This window comes from Rhodococcus sp. ZPP (assembly GCF_017656075.1).
Classification (GTDB): Bacteria; Actinomycetota; Actinomycetes; order Mycobacteriales; family Mycobacteriaceae; genus Rhodococcus_F; species Rhodococcus_F oxybenzonivorans.
Map to the genome: position 1 here is coordinate 6,430,979 of NZ_CP058638.1, position 25,509 is coordinate 6,456,487.

The window sequence follows — 25,509 nt, forward strand, 5'->3', positions numbered from 1 at the left end:
GTGGGGGACGAGGGGACGCCTGGGATCGAACGGACAGTCGAGTCTGTGTTCCGCGAGGAACGCGGTCGGTTGCTGGCGTCCCTCGTCCGTCGCTTCGGCGATCTCGACCTGGCCGAAGAGGTCTCTTCCGAAGCGATCGAGGCCGCGCTCGTTCATTGGCCGGTGCAGGGTGTGCCTGCCAAGCCGGGGGCGTGGCTTCTGACCACGGCGCGGCGACGGGCGGTCGACCGGTTGCGGCGGGACAAGTCCTATGCCGCCCGACTCGCCGTCCTCCAGGTCGAGGCGGATCGGGTCGATCCCGTCGCACCCGCGGATGTCGGAGGCGACCTGCCGGACGAGCGGCTGCAGCTCTTTTTCACCTGCGCTCATCCGGCTCTTCCGGCGGAAGATCGGGGTGCCCTGACGCTGCGTTGCCTCGCCGGCCTGACGACGCCGGAGGTCGCGCGGGCATATCTCGTTCCGGCCGCGACGATGGCCCAGCGGATCGTGCGGGCGAAGAAGAAGATTCGTGTCGCTCGGATTCCGTTCCGTGTTCCCGGCGCCGACGAGCTCCCGGAACGCCTACCGGGAGTGCTTCAGGTCATCTATTCCATCTTCACCGAGGGTTACGCTGCGAGTTCGGGCCCCGACCTGCAACGGCTCGATCTTGCCGAGGAAGCGATCCGGCTGGGGCGGATCCTTCGTAGGCTATTGCCCGCCGAACGAGAGGTCGCCGGGCTCCTCGGACTGATGCTGTTGATTCATGCTCGGCGCGCGGCCCGAACCGGCTCGGATGGAGAAATCGTGCTGCTCGAGGACCAGGACCGCGGATGCTGGGATCGCGCGTCGATCGAGGAGGGCAGCGCGCTGGTGCTGACCGCGCTGACCGGTGGCCCGCCCGGGCCTTACGGAGTGCAGGCGGCGATCGCTGCACTCCACGACGAGGCGGCGGATGTGGCGACCACCGATTGGCCGCAGGTAGTGGCCCTGTACGACGTCCTGTTCGCGATCACACCGTCGCCGGTGGTGGCCCTCAACCGGGCGGCCGCGGTGGCGATGCGCGACGGAGCCGAAGCAGGATTGGCGTTGGTGGAGGAGCTGGACGACGAGCCTCGGCTGCGCGGCTACTACCCCTACCCGGCCACCCGGGGTGAGCTGCTGCGCCGCCTCGGCCGGTTCTCCGAGGCCGCGGCGGCGTACCGGGAGGCGCTCGTCCTCGTCGGTACCGAACCCGAACGCCTGCATCTGCAGCGGAGATTGACCGCTGTCGAAGCCGGCTGGGCGGGGTAGCGACGCGAACGGTGCCCTGCCCGGCCGGGTGTGGCGGCGCGTGCAGGGCACCGGAGGCGGAACGCGGCGGCTTCGTGTGTCCTATGCGTCGAGGTCTGCCGCCACCAGCTGAGCCACTTTCTCGACGGCATCCGCGTCGTCGCTGGTCACCGTCACATCGGTGCCCTTGGTGGCGCCGAGCGTCATGATGAGGAGTGCGGAGCCCGCATCGACCGGTTCGCCGTCGGCGACCGAGAGGGTTACGGGGACTCCGGCAGCGGCCACCGCTTCGGCGATGACGGCGGCGGGGCGGGCGTGCAGTCCGATGGACGAACCGACGGCGACTGTGGTGCTGGGCATGGATCTCTCCTTGGTCTGTTGGGGTTGTCTCGCGGTGGTGTTTCCTATGCTGCGACTGTTGCAACGTCGGGGTCGAGTTCGGCGTCGGACGCGCCGGGTTTGATGAATTCTTTGGCTCCGACGACACAGAGAGCGGCGACGACCACGCCGGCGGCCAGGGAGACCAGGAACCACAGCAGGTTGCCGATGGCGAAGAACACGAAGATGCCACCGTGGGGTGCGCTCAGGCTCACATCGAACGCCATGATCAGGCCACCCGTGACAGCGCCCCCGGCCATCATCGACGGGATCACGCGCAGGGGATCGGCGGCGGCGAACGGGATAGCGCCCTCGGAGATGAACGCCGAACCCAGGAGCCAGGCGGCCTTACCGTTCTCCCGTTCCGCCTCACTGAACAAGCTCGGTCGCAGAACGGTGGAGGCGAGGGCCATGGCCAGCGGCGGAACCATTCCGGCCGCCATGACGGCCGCCATGATGCGGAGCGAGGCGGGATCGTTGACGTTGAGTCCTGCCACCGCGAAGGCATAGGCGGCCTTGTTCACCGGACCACCGAGGTCGAAGCACATCATCAGCCCGAGGATGATGCCGAGGAAGATGACCGAACTACCGGACAGCCCGTTGAGCCAATTGGTCAGGCCGGACGTGATGGCGGCGAGGGGACGGCCGAGCACCAGGAACATCAACGCACCCACGATGAGGGTCGCGAAGAGCGGAATGATGACCACCGGCATGAGGCCGCGCAACCACTGAGGAACGGCGATCCGGCTGATCCACAGGGCGACGACACCCGCGATGAGCCCACCGACCAGGCCGCCGATGAAGCCGGCTCCGACGAATACCGCTACCGCGCCGGCGGTGAAACCGGGAGCGATGCCGGGTCGGTCGGCTATCGCGAAGGCGATGTAACCGGCCAAGGCCGGAACGAGGAAGCTGAATGCCAGCGAACCGAGCTGGAAGAGCACTGCACCCAGATAGGTGGTGAGACCGCCCTCGGGCAGGCTGCCGAGGGAGCTGTTCAGGACGATGTCCTCGGCTGGTCCGGAGATTTCGTACCCGCCGAGCAGGAAACCGAGGGCGATCAGCAGGCCGCCCGCGGCGACGAAGGGGATCATGTAGCTGACACCGGTCAGCAGGACCTGACGTAGATGGGTGCCCCAGCCGATCGAGCCGGCGGGTTCCGCGGGCTCGGCGGATGCGCTGCCCCCCACCGTCGCGGCCGACGGGTTCATTCCTGCGCGCAGAGCCTCGGTGATCATGACGTCGGGCTCGTTGATTGCGCGCTTGACGCCGGAGGCGACCACGGGCTTGCCCGCGAACCGCTCCTTGCCTTTCACGCCGACATCCGTGGCGAAAATGACAGCGGAGGCGCCGGCGATCAGTCCGGGGGCCAGTGGAGTGCTGCCACTCGAACCCTGGGTTTCCACGTGCACCTTCACCCCCGCACGCTCACCGGCGGCGACGAGGGAGTCGGCGGCCATGTAGGTATGCGCGATTCCGGTGGGGCACGCCGTGACCGCGACGATGTGGCGGGACGCCTCCTCGGCGGCCGGTTCGGGTGCGGCGGCGGCCCGTTCGGGTGTGGCGGCAGCTGGAGTCGACGCCGCGGTCGGTGTCGGCGCGGGTGTCGAGGCCGCGGCAGTGGCCGGTGCCGGAGACAGCACGTCCTGGACGAGGGTGACCACGTCGGCCGGGGTGGACGCCGCCCGCAGTGCACCGACGAAGTCGGGACGCACCAGCGCCCGGGCGAGTGAGGACAGCAACTTCATGTGCTCGGCGCCGGCGCCCTCCGGGGCGGCGATGAGGAACACCAGGTCGGCGGGGCCGTCGGGAGCGCCGAAATCGACCTTGGGTGCGAGCCGGGCGAAGCCGAGGGAGGCAGCCGACACGGCCTCCGCGCGGCAGTGGGGAATGGCGATTCCACCCGGAAGGCCTGTCGCTGATTGCGATTCGCGTGCCAGCGCGGCGTCGCGAAGAGCGTCCGCATCGGTGGCTCGGCCGGCGTCGGCCAACCGGGTGGAGAGCGCGGATATCACGTCGTCCTTGGATGCTCCGAGGTCGGAATCCAGGGAGATCAGATCTTCGCTGATGATCTGCGGCCCCGAATCGCGGTCGGGGGTGGAGTGAGACATGGGGTGTCCTTCGGGTCAGGCCGGATCGGGGGCGGGGGAGGTGAGGGCGGTCACAGTGACGGCGTCCCTGTGCACGTGTTCGGGACTCGGCAGGGTGGTACCGGGGAGGGCCGCCGCCGCGCTGCCGTAGGCAACGGCGGATCGTAGGCACTCCGGAGGGGCTGCACCGGCGACGTGCGCCGCCAGGTAGCCGGCCAGCGAGGAATCGCCGGCCCCGACGGTGCTTCGCGCGACGATGGGTGGCGGCGTCGCCCACCAGGATCCGTCGTTCGTCACGAGAACGGCACCGGCCGCTCCCAGGGTGACGAGTACCGTCTCGACGCCACGATCGAGGAGCAGCCTTCCTGCGTGGGCGGCCGCAGTCGGATCGCCCTGCAGCGCGGCCTCTTCGAGTAGACGACCGTCGTAGCCGGTGAGCTGGGCGAGTTCCTCGCTGTTCGGTTTGACGAGGTCCGGTGCGGCGGAGGGAAAGCGTTCCGCCAAGGCCAGTAAGGGCGCGTCGGAGGTGTCGACCGCCACTTTGCAGGACGCCGAGCGCAGCGACTCGACAAGCGTGCCATACCAGTCGGTCGGAACACCGGGCGGCAGGGAACCAGCCAGCACGACCCAGTCGGCACGCGCACCGAACTCGGAAAGCGCGGTGTGCAGATCGGCGAGGGACTGAGCCGTCATCGGGACACCGGGTTCGTTGATCTTCGTGGTCGTGCCGTCGGGTTCGGTGATCGTGATGTTGGTGCGGGCCGAGCCGGACATGGCCACGGTGACGTGCTCGATTTTGTTGTCCCTGAGGGTGGACGGCAACGGATCGCCGGCGTTGGCGGGGAGGATCGCCACAGTGGCGACGCCGGCGGAGGTCAGGGCGCGCGCCACGTTGACACCCTTGCCACCCGGATCGTTATGGGTGGCGACAGCGCGAAGGACGGAGCCGCGTTCGAGCCGTCCCCCGAGGGTCACGGTGCGGTCGATACTCGGATTTGCGGTCAGCGTGACGATCATGCGATCACCACCTCGATTCCCTGGTCGTGGAAATGGGCTCGGTCTGCGGGGCTGATGTCGGCATCGGTGACGAGAATGTCGACGCTGTGGATGGGTGCGAAACTCACCAGGTGCTCGCGCCCCACCTTGGACGAGTCGGCCACCACCACGACGTGGTTGGCGCATCGGACCATGGCCCGCTTCACCGCCGCCTCGTCGGTGTCCGGTGTGGATAGACCGTGGCCGACGCTCAGGGCGTTGGTGCCGATGAATGCGACGTCCACCCGAAGAACGTCGAGAATGCGTAATGCCTCTTCGCCGACTGCAGCCTGGGTGATACCCCGCACCCGGCCGCCGAGCAGATGAAGGGTGACCGAGTTCAGTCCTGCAAGCCGGGCGGCAATGGGCACGGAGTTCGTGATCACTGTGAGGTCGGCGTCGGACGGCAGTTCCGGGATGATCCGGCCGGTGGTCGTTCCCGCATCGAACAGCACACTTCCCCCGGGGGGAGGCAGGAACGAGGCCGCGCGCTTGGCGATCCGGTCCTTCTGCTCGGCGCGGGTGTGATCCCGCTCCGTCATGCCGGGTTCGGTGACCGTGAGAGATCCTGCGGGCACCGCGCCACCATGCACGCGTCGGACGTGTCCCAGCCGCTCGAGCAGGGCGAGATCCCGCCGGACCGTCTCGGTGGTGACGCCGAAGGTGTCGGAGAGATCCGCGACCGACATGCGGCCGCGTTGCGAGATCAGTGTGGTGACTGCCTGCTGACGTTCTTCCGGGTACACCGTCTCCCCGTTCTTTGTCTCGAAGAAGTTCGGTGAGGAAGTCCGATCGGGACAAAGTCCGATATGGTCCGCATCACACGAAATGTTGTGTCATGTTGTTTTACGCCCGACTGTGTTGACATGTCAAGAGTTGAGAGTAATCTCCGTCACAGAGTTGATGCGTGTGCGAACCACGCGATGACTGAACCGACCGGCCAGGAGGACCCGATGACCGAGAACCGTGAAATCGTGCGAGGTACCCCGGTGGTGCCGGGCATCGCCTATGCGCCGGTCATCTGGCCCGCCGCTCGACCGGAGGTCACCAGCGGACTGCCGAGGGTCGACGAATCCGGGCGCGACGAGGAGAAGATTCGCTTCGAGGAAGCTGCAGCGGTGGTCGCGCAGCGCCTGCGCGATCGGGCAGCCACCGTGTCGGGAGCCGCTGCGGAAGTCCTTCAGGCCAACGCGGCCATGGCGGCAGACAGGGGGTGGCTGGGCGCAGCTCAGAAGCTGATCGCCGGCGGGGCGCCCGCCGAAGAAGCAGCCTCCGAAGCAACCGAGCAGTTTGCGGCGCTGTTCACCAAGATGGGTGGGCTGATGGCCGAACGCGTGACCGATCTGCGCGACATCCGCGATCGGGTCGTGTCGGAACTCCGGGGTCTACCAGAACCCGGCATTCCCGTTCCCGACGCGCCGTCGATCCTGTGCGCCCGGGATCTGGCTCCAGCGGACACCGCAGGTCTCGACCCCGCGTCGATCGTCGGACTCGTCACCCTGCTCGGGGGGCCGACCAGCCACACCGCGATCATCGCGCGGCAGCTCGGCATTCCGTGCGTGGTGGCAGTACACGATCTCGAGTCGGTTCCGGCCGGCACTCCCGTGCTGCTCGACGGTGCGGTAGGCGAAGTGGTGGTGGAGCCGGATCCGGCCGAAGCGCGGGCCGCGGTCGAGCACGGCCGAGCGGAGCGGGCGAGGATTTCGACGTGGTCGGGTCCGGGGCAGACCAGCGACGGCCGACCCGTATCGATCCTCGCCAACGTGCAGGATGGCGCGGGCGCCAGATCCGCACGGGAGACCGCCGCCGAAGGCGTCGGCCTCTTCCGCACCGAACTGTGCTTCCTCGACCGTGATTCAGAACCCGGTGTCGACGAGCAGGCGGACATCTACGCGGAGGTGCTCGAGGCGTTTTCCGGTCGGAAGGTAGTGATCCGCACCTTGGATGCCGGTTCGGACAAGCCGCTGCGCTTCGCCACTACGGCAGACGAGGCCAACCCGGCGCTCGGCGTCCGGGGAATCCGCATCGCAGTTCAGAACCCGGGCATTCTCGGTAGGCAACTCGACGCCATCGCGGCTGCGGCGAAACAGACTCAGTCACAGCCGTGGGTGATGGCGCCGATGATCGCCACCACCGCGGAGGCCGAGAACTTCGCTGCCGAGGTCCGGGCGCGGGGTCTGACCCCCGGCGTGATGATCGAGGTACCAGCCGCTGCGCTGCTCGCGGACCGCCTGCTCCGGCACGTCGACTTCCTGTCCATCGGTACGAATGACCTTGCGCAGTACACGATGGCTGCCGACCGCATGTCCTCCGAACTCGCGGCGCTCACCGATCCGTGGCAGCCAGCGGTCCTCGACCTCGTCGCGCGCACCGCTGCGGCGGGACTCGCGGCCGGGAAGCCCGTGGGAGTCTGCGGCGAGGCAGCAGCCGATCCTCTTCTCGCATGCGTGCTGGTGGGGCTCGGGGTGACGTCGCTGTCCTGCGCAGGTGCTGCGGTGTCCGGCGTTGGCGCCAAGATCGGCACGGTGTCCCAGGAACAGTGCCGTCGCGCCGCCGAGGAGGTCCTGGCCACCAGCGATCCCATGGAGGCGCGGAACGTCGCGGCCCGGGTCTTGGGCTGACGACGCTTGCCGTGTCGTTTCGGTCCCCGCGGCGCGAAATTCGCAGATCATCCCTACTATTGGCCAACTGTGACGAGAAGAGAAACCGACGCCTCCGACGGCCCTGTCGGAGGGGGTTCCGACCAGGCCGCCCCCGCGAAGGCCTTCGGGTGGACCCTGCACGGTGACGGTAGGCGGGTTGCCGACGGTGAGGTCGTTGCACCTGCCGAGCGTCTGACCTGGCCCCGAACAGTCGGGATCGGGATGCAACACGTCATCGCGATGTTCGGTGCCACCCTCTTGGTGCCGACGATTACCGGCTTCCCGGTCACCACCACGCTGCTGTTCTCCGGGATCGGAACGGCGCTCTTCCTGCTCCTGACCCGCGGCCGCATTCCCAGCTACCTCGGTTCCTCCTTCGCGTTCATCGCCCCGTTGACGGCATCCCAGGGATCCGGTCCCGCCGCCCAGCTCGGCGGGGTGGCGGCGGCGGGTGCGCTTCTCCTGCTGGTCGGCGTGGCCGTGAAACTGGCGGGCTCCCGGGTGATCGACGCGGTCATGCCGCCCGTCGTCACGGGCGCTGTCGTGGCGCTGATCGGGCTCAATCTTGCTCCCACAGCGGTCGATTCGTTCGAGTCGCAACCCCTCATAGCGGGCGTGACCCTGCTCGCCATCCTTGTCGTCACCGTTCTCGGACCCGGATTGCTCGGCCGCCTCGGGATCCTGGTCGGCGTTGTCCTCGGCTGGATCTTCGCGGCGATCACCGGGGGCCTCGCCGACGAACGCGTGACCACTCTGCGCGACGCCGCCTGGTTCGGAATGCCCGAGTTACGGGGGCCCACGTTCGAATGGTCGGTGATCGCGCTGACACTGCCTGTCGTCATCGTCCTCGTCGCCGAGAACGTCGGCCACGTGAAAGCGGTGTCTGCGATGACCGGCCGATCGCTCGACGACGTTGCCGGCGATGCACTCGTCGCGGACGGACTCGCCACCACCCTGGCGGGATTCGGCGGTGGCTCCGGCACCACCACCTACGCCGAGAACATCGGGGTCATGGCCGCGACACGGGTCTATTCGACCGCGGCGTACTGGGTTGCTGCCGCCACGGCCGTGGTCCTGGCATTTTCCCCCAAGTTCGGTGCCCTGGTCTTCACCGTCCCGAGCGGTGTGATCGGCGGCGCGACTCTGGTGCTGTACGGGCTCATCGGCGTCCTCGGTGTCCGCATCTGGATGGAGGCGAAGGTCGATTTCACCGACCCGGTGAACTTGACCGTCGTTGCGGCGACGCTTGTTGCCGGCATCGGGGACCTCACGCTGACGATGGGCTCTGTGGAGCTCGGCGGAATCGCCTGGGGTTCGATCGGCATCCTCGTCGCCTATCCCGTCATGCGGTCGCTCGCGAGGTTCCGCAGGTCCTGACCGAACCGGATGGGTCACGAATCGCGATCACCTGGGTCATTCTCCGCTGCGTCCGCCACCTCTACCGTCGAACGAGACGTACCCGGACAAGTTTGATATGAGGAGTCGGCGTGGAGCGCACCCTGTTCGAACCGGAGCACGAACTGTTCCGGGAGTCGTACCGAAAGTTTCTCGCCCAGCACGCCGAACCCAACCACGCCAAATGGGAAGAACAGAACATTGTCGACCGCAGCGTGTGGGTCGAGGCCGGTAAGCAGGGCTTCCTCGGTATGGCGGTGCCGGAGGAGTTCGGCGGCGGCGGTGTCCGCGACTTCAGGTACAACGCGATCATCACCGAAGAGACCACGCGCGGGGGATACAGCGGCATCGGCTTCACACTGCACAACGACGTGGTGGCCCCCTACCTGCTCGAGCTCACCAACGAGGAGCAGAAGCAGCGCTGGTTGCCCGGGTTCGCCTCCGGTGAGCTGATCACGGCGATCGCCATGACCGAACCAGGTACCGGCAGTGATCTGCAGGGAATCAAGACCCGTGCGGTTCGTGACGGCGACGACTGGGTTCTCAACGGCTCCAAGACCTTCATCACCAACGGCATCAACGCAGATCTCGTGATCGTCGTCGCGTGTACCGATCCCGACAAGGGCGCGCAGGGATTCAGCCTCCTCGTCGTCGAACGGGGCATGGAGGGTTTCGAACGCGGCCGCAACCTGGACAAAATCGGCATGAAGGCCCAGGACACCGCGGAATTGAGCTTCACCGACGTGCGTATTCCCGCGGCGAATCTGCTCGGTGAGGAGGGAATGGGCTTCCTCTACCTCATGAAGAATCTCCCGCAGGAGCGTCTGTCGATTGCCGTGGTGGCCGCGGCGGCCATGGAGTCGGCGCTGGAGATGACGATCCAGTACTGCCGCGACCGGAAGGCCTTCGGCAAGTCCATCGGCAGTTTCCAGAACACGCGCTTCGTACTCGCCGAGCTCGCTACGGAGACAACAGCTGTACGCGTCCTCGTCGACAAGTTCATCGAACTGCTCAACGACGAGAAGCTCTCCGTCCAGGAAGCCGCCATGGCCAAGTGGTGGACCACCGAAGCCCAGGTCCGGCTCATCGACCGGTGCCTGCAGCTGCACGGTGGGTACGGGTACATGAAGGAGTACCCGATTGCCAAGGCCTACATGGATTCCCGTGTGCAGACGATCTACGGCGGAACCACGGAGATCATGAAAGAGATCATCGGTCGGGGGCTCAACCTCTGACCCGGTCAGCGACATCTCGAGGACACGGAAGAGCCCGCGGCGTGTGTGCCGCGGGCTCTTCCGTGTGAGGATTGCCCTCTAGATCTTGCGCATCACGGTGACGACCTTGCCCAGGATCACGGCCTCGTTGCCGGGGATCGGCTCGAACAACGCGTTGTGGGGCATCAGCCACACCTCGTTTTTCGTGCGCTTGAAGGTTTTCACCGTGGCCTCGCCGTCGATCATCGCGGCGACGATGTCACCGTTCTCCGCCACGTTCTGCTGACGCACCACCACCCAGTCGCCGTCGCAGATCGCCGCCTCGATCATCGACTCACCGACCACCTTCAACAGGAACAACGACCCTTGGCCCACAAGCTCGCGGGGAAGCGGGAAGACGTCCTCGACAGCCTCCTCCGCGAGGATCGGGCCACCTGCGGCGATTCGACCGAGAACCGGCACGAAGGTCGGCTCCGGTAGCGGTGCGCCCTCGACGCCGGTAGGAACCGCGGCCAAGGGGGCGGTGGTGGCGCGGGCAGCATTGCCCGCATTGGCAGCGTTCGCGGCGGCGCCTGCGGCGACCTCGTCCACACCGCGCACGTCGACGGCGCGTGGACGATTGGGGTCGCGGCGGAGAAAGCCCTTGCGTTCGAGCGTTCGGAGCTGGTGGGCGACCGACGACGTCGAGGTGAGGCCCACCGCGTCGCCGATCTCCCGGATGCTCGGCGGGTAACCCCGTTCGTTCACGGACGTCCGAATCACCTCGAGGACGCGGCGCTGCCGATCGGTCAACCCGGCGGCGGTGCCGCCGCTCACCTGTGGAGCCGAACCGTCGGTCGAGCTGTCGTCCTTCATGGCGAGGGGCCTCCGTTTGTCGTGTCGATCTTCTGCCGTGCTGATGTGGATCGGGTGGTGTGGGTCGTGCGGATCCACTCGAAAATGGGTCGTATGTGACTGTTGTTTCGTTGCCTCGAATCTATCTCGGTTCCGCCGCAGTATCAAACACCTGTTCGACCGTGTCGTGCACGTGTTCGACCGCGAAGGGAAGACTTTGTCGGACCCGCGTGGTAGAAATCGAACATGTGTTCTTTCGAACGCGTGATCGAACACCCGGCAGACTCCCACGCCTGGCGGGACGGAATCGGATTCGAGCAGCGGAGGTCCCGATGAGCAACGCAGTTCTCCATCGGCAGTCAGTTCTCCATCGGCAATCAGTACTGAACGGCCGAAATGTGGATGACCAGGCCGTCCTGGTTCGGCAGGCACTCGGCCCGCGCGCGGTTCGGGCAGGCGCCGGGTCACGTGTCGTCCGCTCGCGTGGGGGGCGGTCGTACCGGACACGGCCTCGTCGGCGTTTCGTCGAGGGTGACCTTCGCCGTCCCGCGGCCGGAACGGTCGCCTACGGCACCCGGTCACGCATGTCTCGCGCCGAGCACGCGCATCAGGGAAGCGACGTGGGTTGGCGGATGGTCCTCGCAAGCATCGCGATCACGGCCGCAGTTCTGTTGGGGCTCGTGGGAGTGGCGCAGCTTGCCGCCGTCGACGACGTGGGGTCGTCGGGCGCGACCGAGGTCGTTCACGTCCGGGAGGGCGACACTCTCGCTGCTGTGGCCGCGACTGTCTTACCGGACCGTCCTGTGGCGCGGGTCGTCGAACAGATCATGGAACTCAATGCCATGTCGGACTCCGTCGTGCATCCGGGGCAGACGTTGATCGTTCCTGCGTCCGGCACCCGGTGATCGGGATGGCTCTGCATGTCTCCGCCGATCGACAGACGAGTAGTCTCGAATGCTGTCAGTCCCACCACTTCGTGTGGTCGCGTCGAAGTCGTGCATCCGCTGCGTGAATCCGTATTCGTCGGTTCGCCATCGGGTGAGGCGAAAAGCCGTGGCCACGACGGCTACGACGAAGGAATCGCCATGCACTGCCCGTTCTGCCGGCACCCCGATTCACGTGTGGTCGATTCCCGGGAAGCCGACGAAGGTCAGGCCATCCGCAGGCGACGCTCGTGCCCCGAGTGCGGCCGCCGGTTCACCACCGTGGAAACTGCGGTCCTCTCGGTCGTCAAGCGCAGCGGTGTCACCGAACCGTTCAGTCGGGAGAAGGTGGTGCGCGGCGTTCGGCGCGCCTGCCAGGGCCGTCAGGTCGACAACGACGCACTGAATCTTCTTGCCCAGCAAGTCGAAGATGCCGTTCGGGCGTCGGGTTCCGCGGAGATTCCCAGCAACGAGGTCGGGCTCGCCATCCTGGGTCCCCTGCGAGATCTCGACGAGGTCGCCTATCTGCGTTTCGCGTCCGTGTACCGCTCGTTCAGTTCGGCGGAAGACTTCGCGCGCGAAATCAAAGAACTACGCGCTCATCGCGAGTCCCGCGAAAGCGAATGACACCCGATTCGGCCATCAGCGCACCTTCTGCAGCGCGCTGAGGACCCGCTTTTCGGACACCGGTATCGGTGTCCCGATCGTCTGGGCGAACAAGCTGACCCGAAGTTCCTCGATCATCCAGTGGATCGCGTCGACGTCGGGCGAATGGTGCCGCTCCTCCGGCAGCGTTGCCAGCATGCGTTCGTATGCTGCATATACGCGGTCGAGGACGTCCATTCCCTTCCGATCGCGGGGTGCACTGCCGGGGAGCGATTCGAGGCGTGCGGTGGCGGCGGAGAGATACCGAGGTAGCTCACGGAGCCGCGCGGATCCGGTCTCGGCAACGAAACCAGGAAAGAGCAGCGACGCGCGCTGTTCCCGCACGTCGTCGGCGGCCTCGCCGGTGGCCCGTTCGAGAACCACGGCGAGTCGGTGATCTGATTCCAGAATCGGCAGGACGAGGCGTAGCAGAATTGCGACCTCGCGGGCCATCGCCGCTCGCGCCTCGGCGACGAGCGCGTCGAAGTCACGGGGAGTGCGGATCGGCGCCCCGTGGGCGGCGATCAACTGGTCAGCCGCGGCATTGCGGCAGTCGTCGATCAACGCGTCGAGGCTGCCGTCCGGATTCTGGCCGAGGGTCAGTCGCTGGGTATTGCTCAGCCCGGAGACGACCGTCTTGGCCTGGGTCGGTACGGCGGCCAGGAGGAGCCTGCGGGTTCCGGCGCGCATAGCCGCCCGTTGCTCGGACGGTGTGCTCAGGACACGGACGGCGACACCGTCGCCCTCTGGAACGAGGGCGGGATAGCCGGTGACTTTTTGCCCGCCCAGTTCTCGGGTCACCGTCGGCTCGAGGGAACCGAGCGTGTCCGGCGTCCAGGTGAGCGCAGGGGGCCGCTCGGACGTGGAGGCCGCCTTCGCGACTTCCTTCTGCACGCGCGGAGCGAGGGACGTGCGGAGCGCCACCAGATCCTTGTCGCGGCCCAGAACGGTGCCCTTCTCGTCCACGGACGCGAACGTCATGCGTAAGTGGTCGGGGAGTGCCGCGACATCGAAGTCCTTCGGATCGATGCGGCATGCGCCGAGTCGCGACAACTCCCGAGCCATCGCTGTGACGAGCGGTTCCGAACGCGGTTTCACCGCCGCGAGGGCCGCTGCCGCGAAGTCGGGGGCCGGAACCACCTGCCGGCGCAGGGCTTTGGGGAGAGTCTTGATCAGGGCCGTCACCAACTCGACGCGCATGCCGGGGACGAGCCAATCGAAGCCCACCGGCCGGAGACCGGCGAGCAGGGCGATCGGGATACGAGCGGTGACGCCGTCGTCCTCGTTCCCGGGCTCGAACTGGTAGGTGAGCGGGAACTGCATGTCGCCCTGACGCCAGGCGTCGGGGTAGTCGCCGCCCAGCACGGCGGCCGAATCGGCGTTGACGACCGTCGACTGGGTGAAGGTGAGGAGGTCCGGCGTGGCGCGGCGGGCCACTTTCCACCAGGAGTCGAAGTGGCGGGCTGACACTGCCTCGGCGCCCACACGCTGATCGTAGAATTCGTACAACGTGTCGTCGTCGACGAGGATGTCGCGGCGACGCGCGCGATGCTCGAGTTCCTCGACATCTTCGAGCAGTGCGCGGTTGGCGTGGAAAAATGTGTGCTGCGTTTGCCATTCGCCCTGGACGAGTGCATGGCGGATGAACAGTTCGCGGGACGTTTCGGGGTCGATGGCAGCGTAGTTCACCGCGCGCCGGGCGACGAGGGGAATTCCGTACAACGTCACGCGTTCGTACGCCATGGCGGATCCGCGCTTGGATGACCAGTGCGGTTCGGAGTAGGTGCGTTTCACGAGGTGCGGCGCGAGCTTCTCGGCCCACTCGGGTTCGATCCGCGCGGACATGCGGGCCCACAACCGAGAGGTCTCGACGAGTTCTGCGGCCATCACCCACCGCGGGGGCTTCTTGAACAGGCTGGAACCGGGGAAGACGGCGAATCGGCTTCCGCGCGCACCGAGGAAGTCGCGCTTGTCGCCCTCGCGAAGTCCGATGTGCGACAACAGTCCTGCCAGCAGTGATTGGTGAATCGCCGCCTCCCCGGCGGTGGTGGTACTGCTCACCTCCCAGCCCAGTCCGCGGGTGATCTGGCGGAGTTGGCCGTGGAGGTCCTGCCATTCGCGGATGCGAAGCCAGTGAAGAAATTCGTTGCGGCACATCTTCCGGAACTGGTTGGAGGACAGTTCGTTCCGTTGTTCACCGAGATATTTCCACAGCTCGAGAAAGGCCAGGAAGTCCGAGTTCTCCACGGCGAAACGGGCATGCTTCTCGTCGGCAGCCTGCTGGAATTCGGCGGGACGTTCGCGCACGTCCTGGATCGACAGGGCGGAGACGATCACGAGGACTTCGGCGAGGCAGCCGTTCCGGTGCGCCTCGACGAGCATGCGGGCCATGCGAGGGTCCACCGGAATCTGGGCGAGTTCGCGTCCGACCGGGGTCAGGACGGGCTGCTCCTTCTGGGTGGACTGCTCGATCGCGCCCAGCTCTTCGAGCAGGCCGATGCCGTCCCGGATCGCGCGGGGATCGGGCGGTTGGACGAACGGAAACGCGGCGATGTCACCGAGGCCGAGGGCGGTCATCTGCAAAATGACGGATGCGAGGTTGGTGCGAAGAATCTCCGGCTCGGTGAACGGGGGCCTGGACTCGAAGTCTTCTTCCGAGTACAGCCGAATGCAGATGCCGTCGGCGACGCGTCCGCAGCGGCCGGAGCGCTGGCGGGCGGAGGCCTGGGAGATCGGCTCGATCGGAAGACGCTGCACTTTCGTGCGCACCGAATAGCGCGAGATGCGGGCAGTTCCCGGATCGACGACGTAACGGATGCCGGGCACGGTCAGGGACGTCTCGGCGACGTTCGTCGACAAGACGACCCTACGTCCCGTGTGGGGAGTGAACACCTTGTGCTGTTCCGCCGCGGAGAGTCGTGCATACAACGGAACGATGTCGGTACCCCGCAGTCGTCTGTCCCGCAGCGCGTCCGCGGTGTCGCGGATCTCCCGCTCGCCGGACAGGAAGACGAGGATGTCGCCGTCCCCTTCCGCCGACAGTTCTTCGACGGCTTCACACACCGCGTCGACGGGATCACGATCGAAGGTCTGATCGCCCACTTCGACGGTGAGAGGGCGGTAACGCATCTCGACGGGGAAGGTCCGCCCCGACACCTCCACGATCGGTGCGGGCACGCCGTCGACGGCGAAGTGCTCGGCGAACCGCTGAGGGTCGATCGTGGCCGAGGTGATGACGACCTTGAGGTCGGGTCGCCGGGGGAGTAGCTGGCGTAGGTACCCCAGGATGAAGTCGATGTTCAGGCTGCGCTCGTGAGCCTCGTCGATGATGAGGGTGTCGTACCGGCGGAGCATCTTGTCGCGCTGAATCTCGGCGAGGAGGATGCCGTCGGTCATCAGTTTGACGAGTGTGCCGTCCGACACCTGGTCGGTGAACCGCACCGTGTAGCCGACGGTCTCGCCGAGTTCGCTGTGTACCTCTTCGGCGATCCGTTCGGCTACCGTCCGTGCTGCGAGCCGGCGGGGCTGCGTATGCCCGATGAGCCCGCGTACCCCGCGGCCGAGTTCGAGGCAGATCTTCGGAATCTGCGTGGTCTTGCCCGACCCGGTCTCACCCGCGACGATTACCACCTGGTGCTCCGAGATGGCGTGTGCGATGTCGTCACGACGCTGGCTGACCGGGAGCGCGTCGGGGTAGTCGATACGGGGAACGCTCGCCCGTCGGCGCTCGAGCCGGGCACGGGCGGTCGCGATCTCGTCCGAGACGCCGGCGAGCGCCTGGGGCGTGCGCGCTCGGTCCAGTCGCCTGCGGAGCCGGTGCTCGTCGCGCAAAGTGAGTTCGCCGAGGGAGTTCTTCAGATCTCGCCGGCTCGGTGCTGTGATGGACATGCTGAGCTACAGCCTAGCCAACGCGGTCGACGAGCCGACGGCTCGGGCGTAGCGGCGGGGCAGGTCGTCGCCACGCGCTATTCTCCAGGACGACCAACGTCAGACGCGTACCCCGATATCGGCAACGGCTGGGAGACTATGTTCGACGAGTTCGCAGGTGAGAACTTCGACCTGCTCAGCCGCGACCGCGGCAGCGTCGTCGCGGCCGACGATGGCGTTCCGCTGGCCGTCCGCGAGGTCGGTCCCGAATATGCGCCGCTCACCGTGGTCTTCGTGCACGGTTTCTGCAACCGGATGACCGGCTGGCACCTCCAGCGCGTACACCTCGAAGAGGTATGGGGACCGACGATCCGCATGGTGTTCTTCGATCTACGTGGGCACGGCAATTCGGGTGTGCCGCGACGTGAGACCTGCACGATTCCGCACCTCGCCCGGGACATCGACGCCGTGATCCGGGCACTCGTCCCCGAGGGGCCGATCGTGCTGGTCGGGCACTCCATGGGCGGAATGGCGGTGCTCTCCTATGTCGGCCGGTATCCCGATCTGATCGGTTCCCGGGTGGTGGGGGTCGGACTGATCGCGACCGCGGCGGGTGCACTGGGGGACGTCGGCCTCGCACGCACCCTCAACACGCCGGTGGTCGCCGGATTCAGCACGGCAGCACGTGCCCTGCCTCGCGTAGTCCAGGGCGGCCGGGGCGCGAGCAAGCGCGTGCTGGCGCCGATTCTCCGGTCGGCGTCCTTCGGTGATCGTCGTGTCAGCCCGGCCATCGTCTGGCACTCCGAACAGATGATCAACGACACACCCCTGAAGACGCTCGTCGATTTTCTGCCCTCGTTCAAGAACCACGACGAAACCGCCGCGGTGCCGCTCCTCGAACCGGTTCCGACTCTGGTGCTGTGCGGCGACAGGGACCTCCTGACGCCGTTCCGGTATTCGAAGGCGATCGCCGAGCAATTGCCGGAGGCGGAACTCGTCAGGGTGCCCGGCGCAGGACACATGGTGCACTTGGAACGGGCGTCACTGGTCTCGGAGGCGCTCGATCGCCTCGTCACGAGATCGGTGGAATCGCTACCCGCACCCAGTGCCTGGCGGGACGCCGTCCTGCTGGTCACCGAGCATCCGTGGGTCGACACCGCCCGTCGCCGGGTGGCGGCATGGGAGCGCGTGTTCCGGCAGCGGGTGTCGCGGTCTCCGCGCTGACCGAAGGGCGTCGCTATCCGCCCGCATCGTCGCCCTCCGGGTGCGGGGGAAGAACACAGAACTCGTTTCCCTCCGGATCGGCAAGCACCACCCATGGCACCCTCGAATCGTTGCTCAGCAGCCGGGCCCCGAGCGCGAGGAGTCGTTGCACCTCGGCGTCCTGCGTGCGCGACGACGGCGCGATGTCGAGGTGCAGTCGATTCTTGGCCGCTTTCTCTTCCGCGACGGGTTGGAAGAGCAGCGCTGGAAATCCCGGCCGATTCGCCTCGACGTAGGTGCGGCCGTACGCGTCGTTCCACTGGCGGGTCGACGGATAGTCCAGAGCCTCACACCAGAATAGGGCCAGTGATTGCGCGTCGTGGCAGTCGACGGCCACGGCGATGATGCGACTGTTCATCCTGGTCGACTACCCGTCGATGAGTCGGCGCACACTGCCGCTGGTCGAAGCTATCGGGCGTCCGCGGACACGGTGGCAATCGGCAAAGTGGCGACAACATCCGCCACTCGGGACACAATGGACTCACCTGACAGCGGCCTCGAGGGGGCGGAACATGGCATACGAGAATCCACCAGCCGACCAGGATGCCCTGCCGCCAGGAGTTCTTCGACGCGCAATCGCGGCTTCGGCAATGGGCAACGCCACCGAATGGTTCGACTACGGCGTGTATGCGTTCACGGTGTCGTATATTTCGGCGTCCTTCTTTCCCGGCGACACCGGCTCTGCCACGTTGTATGCCCTGCTGGTGTTCGCCGTCTCCTTCGTCGTGCGACCCCTCGGCGGGCTCGTCTGGGGCCCGCTCGGTGACCGTCTCGGCCGCCGACAGGTTCTGGCGCTCACCATCTTGCTGATGGCGGGAGCGACGTTCTGTGTGGGACTCGTTCCCGGATACGACGTCATCGGATTCTGGGCACCCTTGTTGCTGGTGCTTCTCCGCATGATCCAGGGTTTCTCCACCGGAGGTGAGTACGGCGGCGCGGCAACCTTCATGGCCGAATATTCGCCCGACCGGAAGCGAGGATTCTGCGGTAGTTTCCTCGAATTCGGCACGCTCGGCGGATACGCGCTGGGCGCCATTGTGGTTCTGACGGTGGAGCTGGCGTCCACCGAACCGTTCATGGAGACCTGGGGATGGCGTATTCCCTTCCTGATCGCGGGCCCGATGGGTCTGATCGGCCTGTACCTGCGCACGAAACTCGAGGAAACACCCGTCTTCCGTGAACTCGACGAGGAAGGGGCGGTCGAGGAGGGGGCCGCGACGGAGTTCAAGGACCTGGTGACGGAGTACTGGCGGCCGATGTTGCTGCTCGCCGGTCTCGTCGTCGCTCTGAACGTCACCAACTACACCTTGCTCAGCTATATGCCGACGTATCTGGAAACCCAGATCGGTTTGTCGTCCACCGCGTCGTTGACGCTGTTCATCGTCGGGCAACTCGTGATGATGGCGGTGATCCCGTTCGCGGGTGGGTTGTCGGACCGATTTGGGCGAAAACCGTTGTGGTACGTCTCGCTCGTCGGTCTCATCGTGCTGGCGGTGCCGATGTATCTGCTGATGCGCCAGGGATTCGCCTGGGCAATCTTGGCTTTCGCCGTCCTGGGGTTGCTGTACGTGCTGCAGCTGTCGACGATCTCCGCAACGTTCCCGGCGATGTTTCCCACGCACGTGCGCTTCGCCGGATTCGCCATCGCCTACAACGTGTCCACCTCGCTGTTCGGGGGAACGGCGCCTGCCGTCAACGAACTGCTGATCGAGTGGACGGACAACACGCTGATGCCCGCGTTCTACATGATGATCGCGTGCGGGATCGGTCTCGTGGCGCTCTATTTCGTGGCCGAGACGGCAGGAGCCTCCATCCGAGGCCGGGGGCTGCCGGGAATCGACACGGAACCGCATCCCACCGCATACGCCGAGAAGTAGGCGGGCGAGATCCCTGGCCGGCGACATGGCATAGTCGCCTCGGAGTGGGGTTCACGAAGGGATGATCATGGCGTCGGCACTGTGGCACGGCTTCGCGGATATGGGCGCGGTGGAGGAGAACGGCGCGTTCGTCGTCTCCCGCGGCGACGGCGCGTACATCTGGGACGATCAGGGAAACCGCTACCTCGACGCCACCGCGGGTCTGTGGTTCACCAACGTCGGCCACGGGCGCTCGGAGATCGCGGATGCTGTGGCGGACCAACTTCGGACCGTCGCCCACTTCTCGAATTTCGGCGATTTCGTCCCCGCAACCACGGCAGCCCTCGCCGACCGGCTGGCCGCGCTGGCTCCCGTGCCGGGCAGCAAGATCTTCTTCACCTCCGGTGGATCCGACTCCGTGGACACGGCAGCCAAACTGGCGCGCCGCTACTGGCACGAAATGGGCAGGCCCGACAAGACGATCGTGGTTGGCAGGCAGAAGGCCTACCACGGCATGCATGTCGCGGGTACCGCGTTGGCAGGCATCCCCGTCAACCGGGAGGGCTACGGCGAGTTGATGGCCGACGCCGCGACCGTGGCATGGGACGACGCCAAGAGTCTCCTCGAGCTCGTCGAGAAGGTCGGCGCCGACCGGATCGCGGCATTCTTCTGCGAGCCGATCATCGGCGCGGGGGGCGTGTACCTGCCGCCGGACGGTTACCTCACCGAGGTCCGGGACATCTGCCGTGAACACGACATCCTGTTCGTCGTCGACGAGGTGGTCACGGGCTTCGGGCGAATCGGCGGCGACTGGTTCGCGTCCACACGGTTCGGTCTCGAACCCGACATGATGACCACGGCGAAGGGCTTGACCTCCGGCTACGTCCCCATGGGTGCGGTCTTCATCGCACCCCGGGTGGCGGAGCCCTTCTTCGCCGGCGGCGTCTGGTGGCGTCACGGATACACCTACGGTGGTCACGCCGGCGCGGCGGCCGCTGCACTTGCCAACCTCGACATCATCGAGCGGGAGAACCTTCTCGCGGAGTCGAAGCGCCTCGAGGCCTCGTTGCATCGGCACCTCGCACCGCTCGCCGACCACCCACGGGTCGCGGAGATTCGCAGCGGCCTCGGTGCTGTTGCCGCCGTGCAACTCGCCGACCCCGCGGAGGCCTTGCCCTTCGTGAAGACCCTTCGCGAGCACGGAATTTCGAGTCGTGCCGCCGGTCAAGGTGCGATGCAGATTTCACCCGCGTTCGTCATGACGGACGAGCAGGTGGGCGCGCTCGCCGACGGATTCGGACGCGCACTCGGCTAGTGCGATCCGGGTAGCCGGCTGCGGAGTCGGTGCAGGGCGGCGGCCGAGCGAGCCCGCCAGGTCGGCGGTGCCAACGGAATCTCCTTCTTCCCGTCGCGTGCTGCGTAGGCGCGGGTGTAGCGCTCGTGGAGCCGGGCGCGGACCTCGTCCGGCGTGTATGCCTTGCGTTGCCGGTCTGCGCGGGCCGCAACGACACCGGTCGCTGCCACGCCCACCACACCGGCGAGCCCGACGAGCTTCCACCACTGTCTGCCTCGGGGTCTCATCGCCTTAGGCTAGAGCCCATGCACGCGCCCTCGCACACCGACGCTCGATCGGCCGGTTCCCGTATCGACCTCGACACCGCGGTGAACGTCACCCGCACGGGAGATATCTGGATCTTCCGCGGAGAATCGCCGGCGGACCGGGCCATTCAGACGCTGACCAACAGCCCCGTCAACCACGTGGGCATGTCGGTGGTGCTCGAAGATCTGCCGCCGCTGATGTGGCACGCGGAACTCGGGCATTCGTTGCAGGACATGTGGACCGGGCATTTTCAACGCGGCGTGCAGTTGCACGATCTACGCGCTGCCGTCCAGGTGTGGGGTGCCCGTTACGGACAGCGCGGGTGGTTGCGGCAGCTCGCGGAGCCCGCGACGAAGGAACAGGAAGACGCGCTGATGCGGACCATTGCGCGACTCGACGGAACTCCGTTCCCCTCAACCGCGAAACTCGCTTCTCGCTGGTTCGGTGGACGGCTCCCTCTCGGCCGGCGTTCGGGGAGGAGTTCGGGGAGCCTCGAAAGTGCCTACTGTGCCGAGGTGGTCGCCACAACCTACGAAGAGATGGGCCTTCTCGCCGGGGATCACCGCACGAGTTGGTACGACCCCGGAAAGTTCTGGAGTGGCGACCGGCTTCCCCTTGTCCCCGGTGTCACGCTGGGCCGCGAGATCGAGGTCGTCCTCAGCGACGCCGATCTCGCAGCGGGGCGAGGCCGTCGCCCGTCAGAGGGTTCGTGACTTTTCGGCATGTACACGCCCGCCGACCTCGACCCAGCCGGCCGGGTCGTACGTGGTGCGCAGTTCGGACCCGCGGCCCTGCGTGATCAGCAGGGCGTGCCGAAGGTGAGCGGTGATGCGGACGGCGGCCGCTCCAGTCGCCTCGTCCTCCACGATGCCCATGTCGGGCGCAAACATTCGTGATCGAATCGAGTGCTCCACCTTGTCGGTCCAGGCCCACAGGTAGTGGTGGCCCTTGCCGAACTTCTTCGGATCTGCGGTCTCGATGGCCCTCACGCTGTTCATCGGGTACAGCGAGAATTCGGGCGCCCACTCCGGCTTTGCCCGCACCCAGGTGATGGCACCCGAGTGCCGGGTGGTCACAGGTCCGGCTGGTACGTCCAGCGTCTTCACTGCGGTACCGCGTTCACGCAGCCACCAGGACAGCCCGACGGTGGGGTGTCCTGCAAAGGGAAGCTCGGTTCCGGGTGTGAAAATTACCGCGCGGGCGGAGTCGTCGCCCGGGGCGGGGAGATCGACGAAGATCGTCTCGCTGTATCCGAGGGCAGCGGCGACTTTCTGCCGGTCGCCGGGCGGGACGGTCGACGCATCGACGATGCCGAGCGGATTGCCGTGGCGTCCGTTCTCGTCCGTGAATACCCGGACGACGTCTACGTGAAGGGGCATTGACGCACTCTATCGCTCCGAGGAGCGACGAAGGGCCCCGCATGCGCAGTACGCGAGCGGGGCCCTTCGGGAGTTACCTCTGCGAGGTGTCAGACGCTCGCGGTGGCGAGGGTCTCGTTGGCCTCGACGGCCTGAGCGACACCCGCGACGATCGAACCGGCGCGGATCGCTTCGAAAATCACCTCACGGTCGACGCCTTCCTGCCGGAGGGTGTTCTCGTGGGCTTCGAGGCAGTGGTTGCAGCCGTTGATCGCGGAGACCGCGAGCGACCACAGCTCGAAATCGGCCTTGTCGACACCCGGGTTGCCGATGATGTTCATCCGCAGGCCCGCACGGAGATCGTCGTACTTACCGTCAAGGTAGCCCTTGGTCCGGTAGAAGACGTTGTTCATGCCCATGATCGACGCGGCACCCAGAGCTGCGTTGTAGGCCTCGGCCGACAGCGAGTCGGCCGCCTCTTCGGCGATCTCCTTCAAGGTGGTCGCCGACTTGGTGGCGGCTGCGGTGGCGAGGAGGGTGCCCCACAGCTGCTGCTCGTTCAGCACGGTACTGCGCGCGATGGAACTCAGATTGAGCTTGAGGTCCTTGGCGTATTCGGGGAGTGAGTTCTTCAGATTCTCGACAGTCATGACTCAGACGCTCGCAGTCAGCAGTTCGCCGGCGTCGATCGTCGGATCGCCCTTCTTCCAGTTGCAGGCGCACAGCTCGTCGGACTGCAGGGCGTCGAGGACACGAAGGACCTCGTCGACGTTGCGGCCCACGGAACCGGCGGTGACGGAGACGAACTGAACCTCGTTGTTGGGGTCGACGATGAAGGTGGCGCGGTCGGCGACACCGTCGGCGTTGAGAACGCCGGTGGCCTCGACCAGTTCACGCTTGAGGTCCGAAAGGATCGGGAAGGGAAGGGTCTTCAGGTCCTCGTGCTGTGCACGCCACTGGAAGTGGACGAACTCGTTGTCGACGGACGCACCGAGCACCTGCGCGTCGCGGTCGGCGAACTCGTCGTTCAGCTTGCCGAATGCGGCGATCTCGGTGGGGCACACGAACGTGAAGTCCTTGGGCCAGAAGAAGACGATCCGCCACTTGCCGGCGTGGTCGTCGCTGGTGATCGTGGTGAAGTAGTCGTCGGGCTGCTGGGCGTCGACCTTGGAGAGGTCACCGCCGATGACGGCTTTCAGGTTGTACGCGGGGAACTGATCGCCGATGGTGAGCAGAGCCATATTCGTCCTCCTACTTGTCTTGTGAACACGTCGAACGCAGTGCAACCACACCCGAAGGCGCAGTTGAGGGTTTCGGTACCGGAAGCGGGTGGCACGAAGGTCGTGCACCCGCGTTTTCTGGTGTGATTCCATTCTGCACGAAACCGGCTGAAAGGTAAAGCCGATAGATGTCTCTACACTGATAGGCATGGCTGATCAGAGTTATCAACCCACACTGTCGCAGCTGCGTGCGTTCGTCGCGGTGGCCGAACACCGCCATTTCGGCACTGCGGCTACACGTTTGAGTGTGAGCCAACCCACACTCTCCCAGTCCCTCGCCGCCCTCGAAAGCGGCCTCGGCGTACAGCTGATCGAACGCAGTACCCGCCGGGTTCTCGTGACCACAGCCGGTGAGAGACTGCTCGGCCAGGCGAAGGTCATCCTCGAAGCCACCGATGGTTTCGTCGCGACGGCGGCGGGCGTGGGGGAGCGGCTCACCGGACCGCTACGGATCGGACTGATCCCCACTGTGGCCCCGTACGTGTTGCCCGCATTGCTGCCGGCCCTCCGGCAGGACATGCCCGCTCTGGAACCACAGGTGATCGAGGATCAGACTGCGCGCCTTCTCGAATCACTGCGCACCGGCTCGCTCGACGTCGCGGTGATGGCACTGCCCAGCGGCGCGGCCGGGCTCACCGAAATACCGCTGTACACAGAAGACTTCGTGATGGTCGTGCCCGAAGGGCATGAGCTGGCCGGACATACGGGTATCTCGCCCTCGGTGCTGGGTGCGTTGCCGCTCCTGCTCCTCGACGAAGGTCACTGTTTGCGGGACCAGACCCTCGACCTCTGCAGATCGGCGGATGTCCAGCCTATGGCGGGCGACACCCGCGCGACGTCGCTGTCGACGGTGGTCCAGTGCGTTGCTGGCGGGCTTGGGGTGACGCTGGTCCCCGAGTGTGCCGTGCGGGTAGAGATCGGGCGCGGCCCCTTGGCCACCGCACGCTTCGCCGCCCCCGCTCCGGGCCGGACGATCGGACTCGTCTTCCGCTCGTCGAGTGCGCGCGCCGAAGACTACGGGCAGCTGGCGGCCCTGCTCACGAACTCGGCCCCGGTCACTACTTCACACTGAGCCGCCGACGGCGGCTCACCGCTCGGGACTGAGACCCCGGCGCGAACTCACGACCGGCGGCGAGGTTTCCCGCGGCTGCCACCGCGCTTCCCCGAACCTCCACGGGCATTCTTGTTCCCGGCTGCCCGCTGCTGCCGCGTAGCGCCGGGTTCCGGACGTTTCTTCTTCACCGGCTCGGCCGGTGGACGCCCTCGCGAACTGTTGACCGTGCGCCCGCGCACGATTCCGATGAACTCCTCGACCAGTTCCGTTTTCCGATCCTCGTGCCACGACAGGGCGATCCGCGACTCGGGGCCGTCGGTCACCGGCCGGAACGTCAGATCCTTACGGTGATGCAGCCGGGCCAGCGACTGCGGTACGACGACGAGGCCCACTCCGGCCGCCACCAGTTCGATCGCATCCGCCGTCGTGGCCGGACGCTCCTTCGCCGGTACTCCGGGCAATTTTGCCCATTCGAGAATGTCGTCGAGGGGATGCAGCACGACGTCGTCCGCAAGGTCCTCCACGGCGATCTCGTCCACCGCTGCCACCACATGCTCTCGGGGGATGACGACGACGGGGGTCTCGGCATAGAGGGGGATGGCGCTGAGGCCTTCCCCGTCGATCGGCACCCGGACGAGCCCGGCGTCCACCTCGCCGTCTCGCAGAGCTGCCGGCGCGTCGGCCGCGGACAGCGCAATCAGGGTGAGGGGTACGTCGGGCATCCGCTCGTTCCAGATCCGGATCCACTTGGTGGGTGTCACCCCCGGGACGTACGCAAGGCGGAACGAAGGGGGCACTACCGCGTCTGTCACTCCGTCAGGCTACCG

The 25,509-nt window shown here is 66.5% G+C and carries 23 protein-coding genes; 11 read left to right on the plus strand and 12 right to left on the minus strand.

The features are described from left to right. Positions 1-1,269 carry an RNA polymerase sigma factor gene (locus tag HYG77_RS29675; protein ID WP_208961383.1) on the plus strand — a complete coding sequence of 423 codons (1,269 nt, stop codon included), beginning with the start codon at positions 1-3 and terminating at the stop codon, positions 1,267-1,269. Between the two features lie 81 nt (positions 1,270-1,350). On the opposite strand, the gene HYG77_RS29680 is transcribed toward HYG77_RS29675, so the two are convergent. From HYG77_RS29680 to HYG77_RS29695, 4 genes are read right to left on the minus strand one after another with little or no spacing between them, the layout of a single operon-like run. Beyond that, positions 1,351-1,608: an HPr family phosphocarrier protein gene (locus HYG77_RS29680; RefSeq protein ID WP_109330731.1), complete on the minus strand. Its 258-nt coding sequence runs from the start codon at positions 1,606-1,608 to the stop codon at positions 1,351-1,353. 44 nt (positions 1,609-1,652) lie between these two features. Continuing rightward, positions 1,653-3,737, minus strand: coding sequence for a fructose-specific PTS transporter subunit EIIC (locus HYG77_RS29685; protein ID WP_208961384.1), 2,085 nt, complete (start codon positions 3,735-3,737; stop codon positions 1,653-1,655). 15 nt (positions 3,738-3,752) lie between these two features. Further along, entirely contained in the window at positions 3,753-4,733 is a 981-nt protein-coding gene (pfkB, locus tag HYG77_RS29690) for a 1-phosphofructokinase (protein WP_208961385.1), read from the minus strand. After that, positions 4,730-5,497, minus strand: a complete 768-nt coding sequence (locus tag HYG77_RS29695) for a DeoR/GlpR family DNA-binding transcription regulator (protein ID WP_109330727.1) — start codon at positions 5,495-5,497, stop codon at positions 4,730-4,732. Before HYG77_RS29695 ends, pfkB begins: the two co-directional genes overlap by 4 nt. Before the next feature lie 207 nt (positions 5,498-5,704). Here HYG77_RS29695 and ptsP point away from each other — a divergent pair, with 207 nt between their 5' ends. The 3 genes from ptsP (at position 5,705) to HYG77_RS29710 (ending at position 10,023) form a co-directional block, all read left to right on the plus strand. Next, positions 5,705-7,372, plus strand: a complete 1,668-nt coding sequence (gene ptsP, locus HYG77_RS29700) for a phosphoenolpyruvate--protein phosphotransferase (protein WP_109335163.1) — start codon at positions 5,705-5,707, stop codon at positions 7,370-7,372. Positions 7,373-7,441: 69 nt separating this feature from the next. Continuing rightward, on the plus strand, positions 7,442-8,770 hold the full coding sequence (locus tag HYG77_RS29705; RefSeq protein ID WP_109330726.1) for a solute carrier family 23 protein: 1,329 nt from the start codon (positions 7,442-7,444) through the stop codon (positions 8,768-8,770). 110 nt (positions 8,771-8,880) lie between these two features. Next, positions 8,881-10,023 carry an acyl-CoA dehydrogenase family protein gene (locus HYG77_RS29710; protein ID WP_109330724.1) on the plus strand — a complete coding sequence of 381 codons (1,143 nt, stop codon included), beginning with the start codon at positions 8,881-8,883 and terminating at the stop codon, positions 10,021-10,023. A gap of 78 nt (positions 10,024-10,101) precedes the next feature. On the opposite strand, the gene lexA is transcribed toward HYG77_RS29710, so the two are convergent. After that, positions 10,102-10,857, minus strand: a complete 756-nt coding sequence (gene lexA, locus HYG77_RS29715) for a transcriptional repressor LexA (protein ID WP_109330722.1) — start codon at positions 10,855-10,857, stop codon at positions 10,102-10,104. Between the two features lie 311 nt (positions 10,858-11,168). Between lexA and HYG77_RS29720 the strand changes: the two genes are divergently transcribed. Beyond that, positions 11,169-11,741: a LysM peptidoglycan-binding domain-containing protein gene (locus HYG77_RS29720; protein ID WP_208961386.1), complete on the plus strand. Its 573-nt coding sequence runs from the start codon at positions 11,169-11,171 to the stop codon at positions 11,739-11,741. A gap of 180 nt (positions 11,742-11,921) precedes the next feature. Continuing rightward, positions 11,922-12,386 carry a transcriptional regulator NrdR gene (gene nrdR / locus HYG77_RS29725; protein WP_109335162.1) on the plus strand — a complete coding sequence of 155 codons (465 nt, stop codon included), beginning with the start codon at positions 11,922-11,924 and terminating at the stop codon, positions 12,384-12,386. Between the two features lie 15 nt (positions 12,387-12,401). Here the strand turns inward: nrdR and hrpA are convergent, their stop codons facing one another. Next, a complete protein-coding gene (gene hrpA, locus HYG77_RS29730; RefSeq protein WP_208961387.1) occupies positions 12,402-16,292 on the minus strand; it encodes an ATP-dependent RNA helicase HrpA in 3,891 nt (1,296 codons plus the stop codon). Between the two features lie 138 nt (positions 16,293-16,430). On the opposite strand from hrpA, the gene HYG77_RS29735 reads away from it, so the two are divergent. After that, positions 16,431-17,495, plus strand: coding sequence for an alpha/beta hydrolase (locus HYG77_RS29735; RefSeq protein ID WP_109330717.1), 1,065 nt, complete (start codon positions 16,431-16,433; stop codon positions 17,493-17,495). A gap of 13 nt (positions 17,496-17,508) precedes the next feature. Here the strand turns inward: HYG77_RS29735 and HYG77_RS29740 are convergent, their stop codons facing one another. Beyond that, complete coding sequence (locus HYG77_RS29740; protein WP_109330715.1) at positions 17,509-17,892, minus strand: VOC family protein; 384 nt, start codon at positions 17,890-17,892, stop codon at positions 17,509-17,511. Positions 17,893-18,046: 154 nt separating this feature from the next. On the opposite strand from HYG77_RS29740, the gene HYG77_RS29745 reads away from it, so the two are divergent. Both HYG77_RS29745 and HYG77_RS29750 read left to right on the plus strand, forming a co-directional pair. After that, a complete protein-coding gene (locus HYG77_RS29745; RefSeq protein WP_159926344.1) occupies positions 18,047-19,411 on the plus strand; it encodes an MFS transporter in 1,365 nt (454 codons plus the stop codon). A gap of 61 nt (positions 19,412-19,472) precedes the next feature. Then, on the plus strand, positions 19,473-20,705 hold the full coding sequence (locus HYG77_RS29750; protein ID WP_208961388.1) for an aminotransferase class III-fold pyridoxal phosphate-dependent enzyme: 1,233 nt from the start codon (positions 19,473-19,475) through the stop codon (positions 20,703-20,705). Here HYG77_RS29750 and HYG77_RS29755 read toward each other — a convergent pair. Then, complete coding sequence (locus HYG77_RS29755) at positions 20,702-20,971, minus strand: hypothetical protein (RefSeq protein WP_208961389.1); 270 nt, start codon at positions 20,969-20,971, stop codon at positions 20,702-20,704. The genes HYG77_RS29750 and HYG77_RS29755 overlap by 4 nt on opposite strands. An 18-nt stretch (positions 20,972-20,989) precedes the next feature. Here HYG77_RS29755 and HYG77_RS29760 point away from each other — a divergent pair, with 18 nt between their 5' ends. After that, the gene (locus HYG77_RS29760; protein ID WP_208961390.1) at positions 20,990-21,703 is read left to right on the plus strand and encodes a hypothetical protein; all 714 of its coding nucleotides are present in this window, start codon (positions 20,990-20,992) and stop codon (positions 21,701-21,703) included. Here HYG77_RS29760 and HYG77_RS29765 read toward each other — a convergent pair. From HYG77_RS29765 to HYG77_RS29775, 3 genes are all read right to left on the minus strand, one after another. Further along, positions 21,689-22,369, minus strand: coding sequence for a PhzF family phenazine biosynthesis protein (locus HYG77_RS29765; RefSeq protein WP_109330706.1), 681 nt, complete (start codon positions 22,367-22,369; stop codon positions 21,689-21,691). The two genes, HYG77_RS29760 and HYG77_RS29765, sit on opposite strands and share 15 nt — an antisense overlap. Positions 22,370-22,458: 89 nt before the next feature. After that, a complete protein-coding gene (locus HYG77_RS29770; protein ID WP_109330704.1) occupies positions 22,459-22,998 on the minus strand; it encodes a carboxymuconolactone decarboxylase family protein in 540 nt (179 codons plus the stop codon). 3 nt (positions 22,999-23,001) lie between these two features. Then, positions 23,002-23,589 carry a peroxiredoxin gene (locus HYG77_RS29775; RefSeq protein WP_109330702.1) on the minus strand — a complete coding sequence of 196 codons (588 nt, stop codon included), beginning with the start codon at positions 23,587-23,589 and terminating at the stop codon, positions 23,002-23,004. A 187-nt stretch (positions 23,590-23,776) separates the two neighbouring features. Between HYG77_RS29775 and HYG77_RS29780 the strand changes: the two genes are divergently transcribed. Beyond that, on the plus strand, positions 23,777-24,700 hold the full coding sequence (locus tag HYG77_RS29780; RefSeq protein ID WP_109330700.1) for a hydrogen peroxide-inducible genes activator: 924 nt from the start codon (positions 23,777-23,779) through the stop codon (positions 24,698-24,700). Between the two features lie 47 nt (positions 24,701-24,747). Here the strand turns inward: HYG77_RS29780 and HYG77_RS29785 are convergent, their stop codons facing one another. Then, positions 24,748-25,494: a LysR substrate-binding domain-containing protein gene (locus tag HYG77_RS29785; protein ID WP_109330698.1), complete on the minus strand. Its 747-nt coding sequence runs from the start codon at positions 25,492-25,494 to the stop codon at positions 24,748-24,750. Positions 25,495-25,509 lie beyond the last annotated feature (15 nt).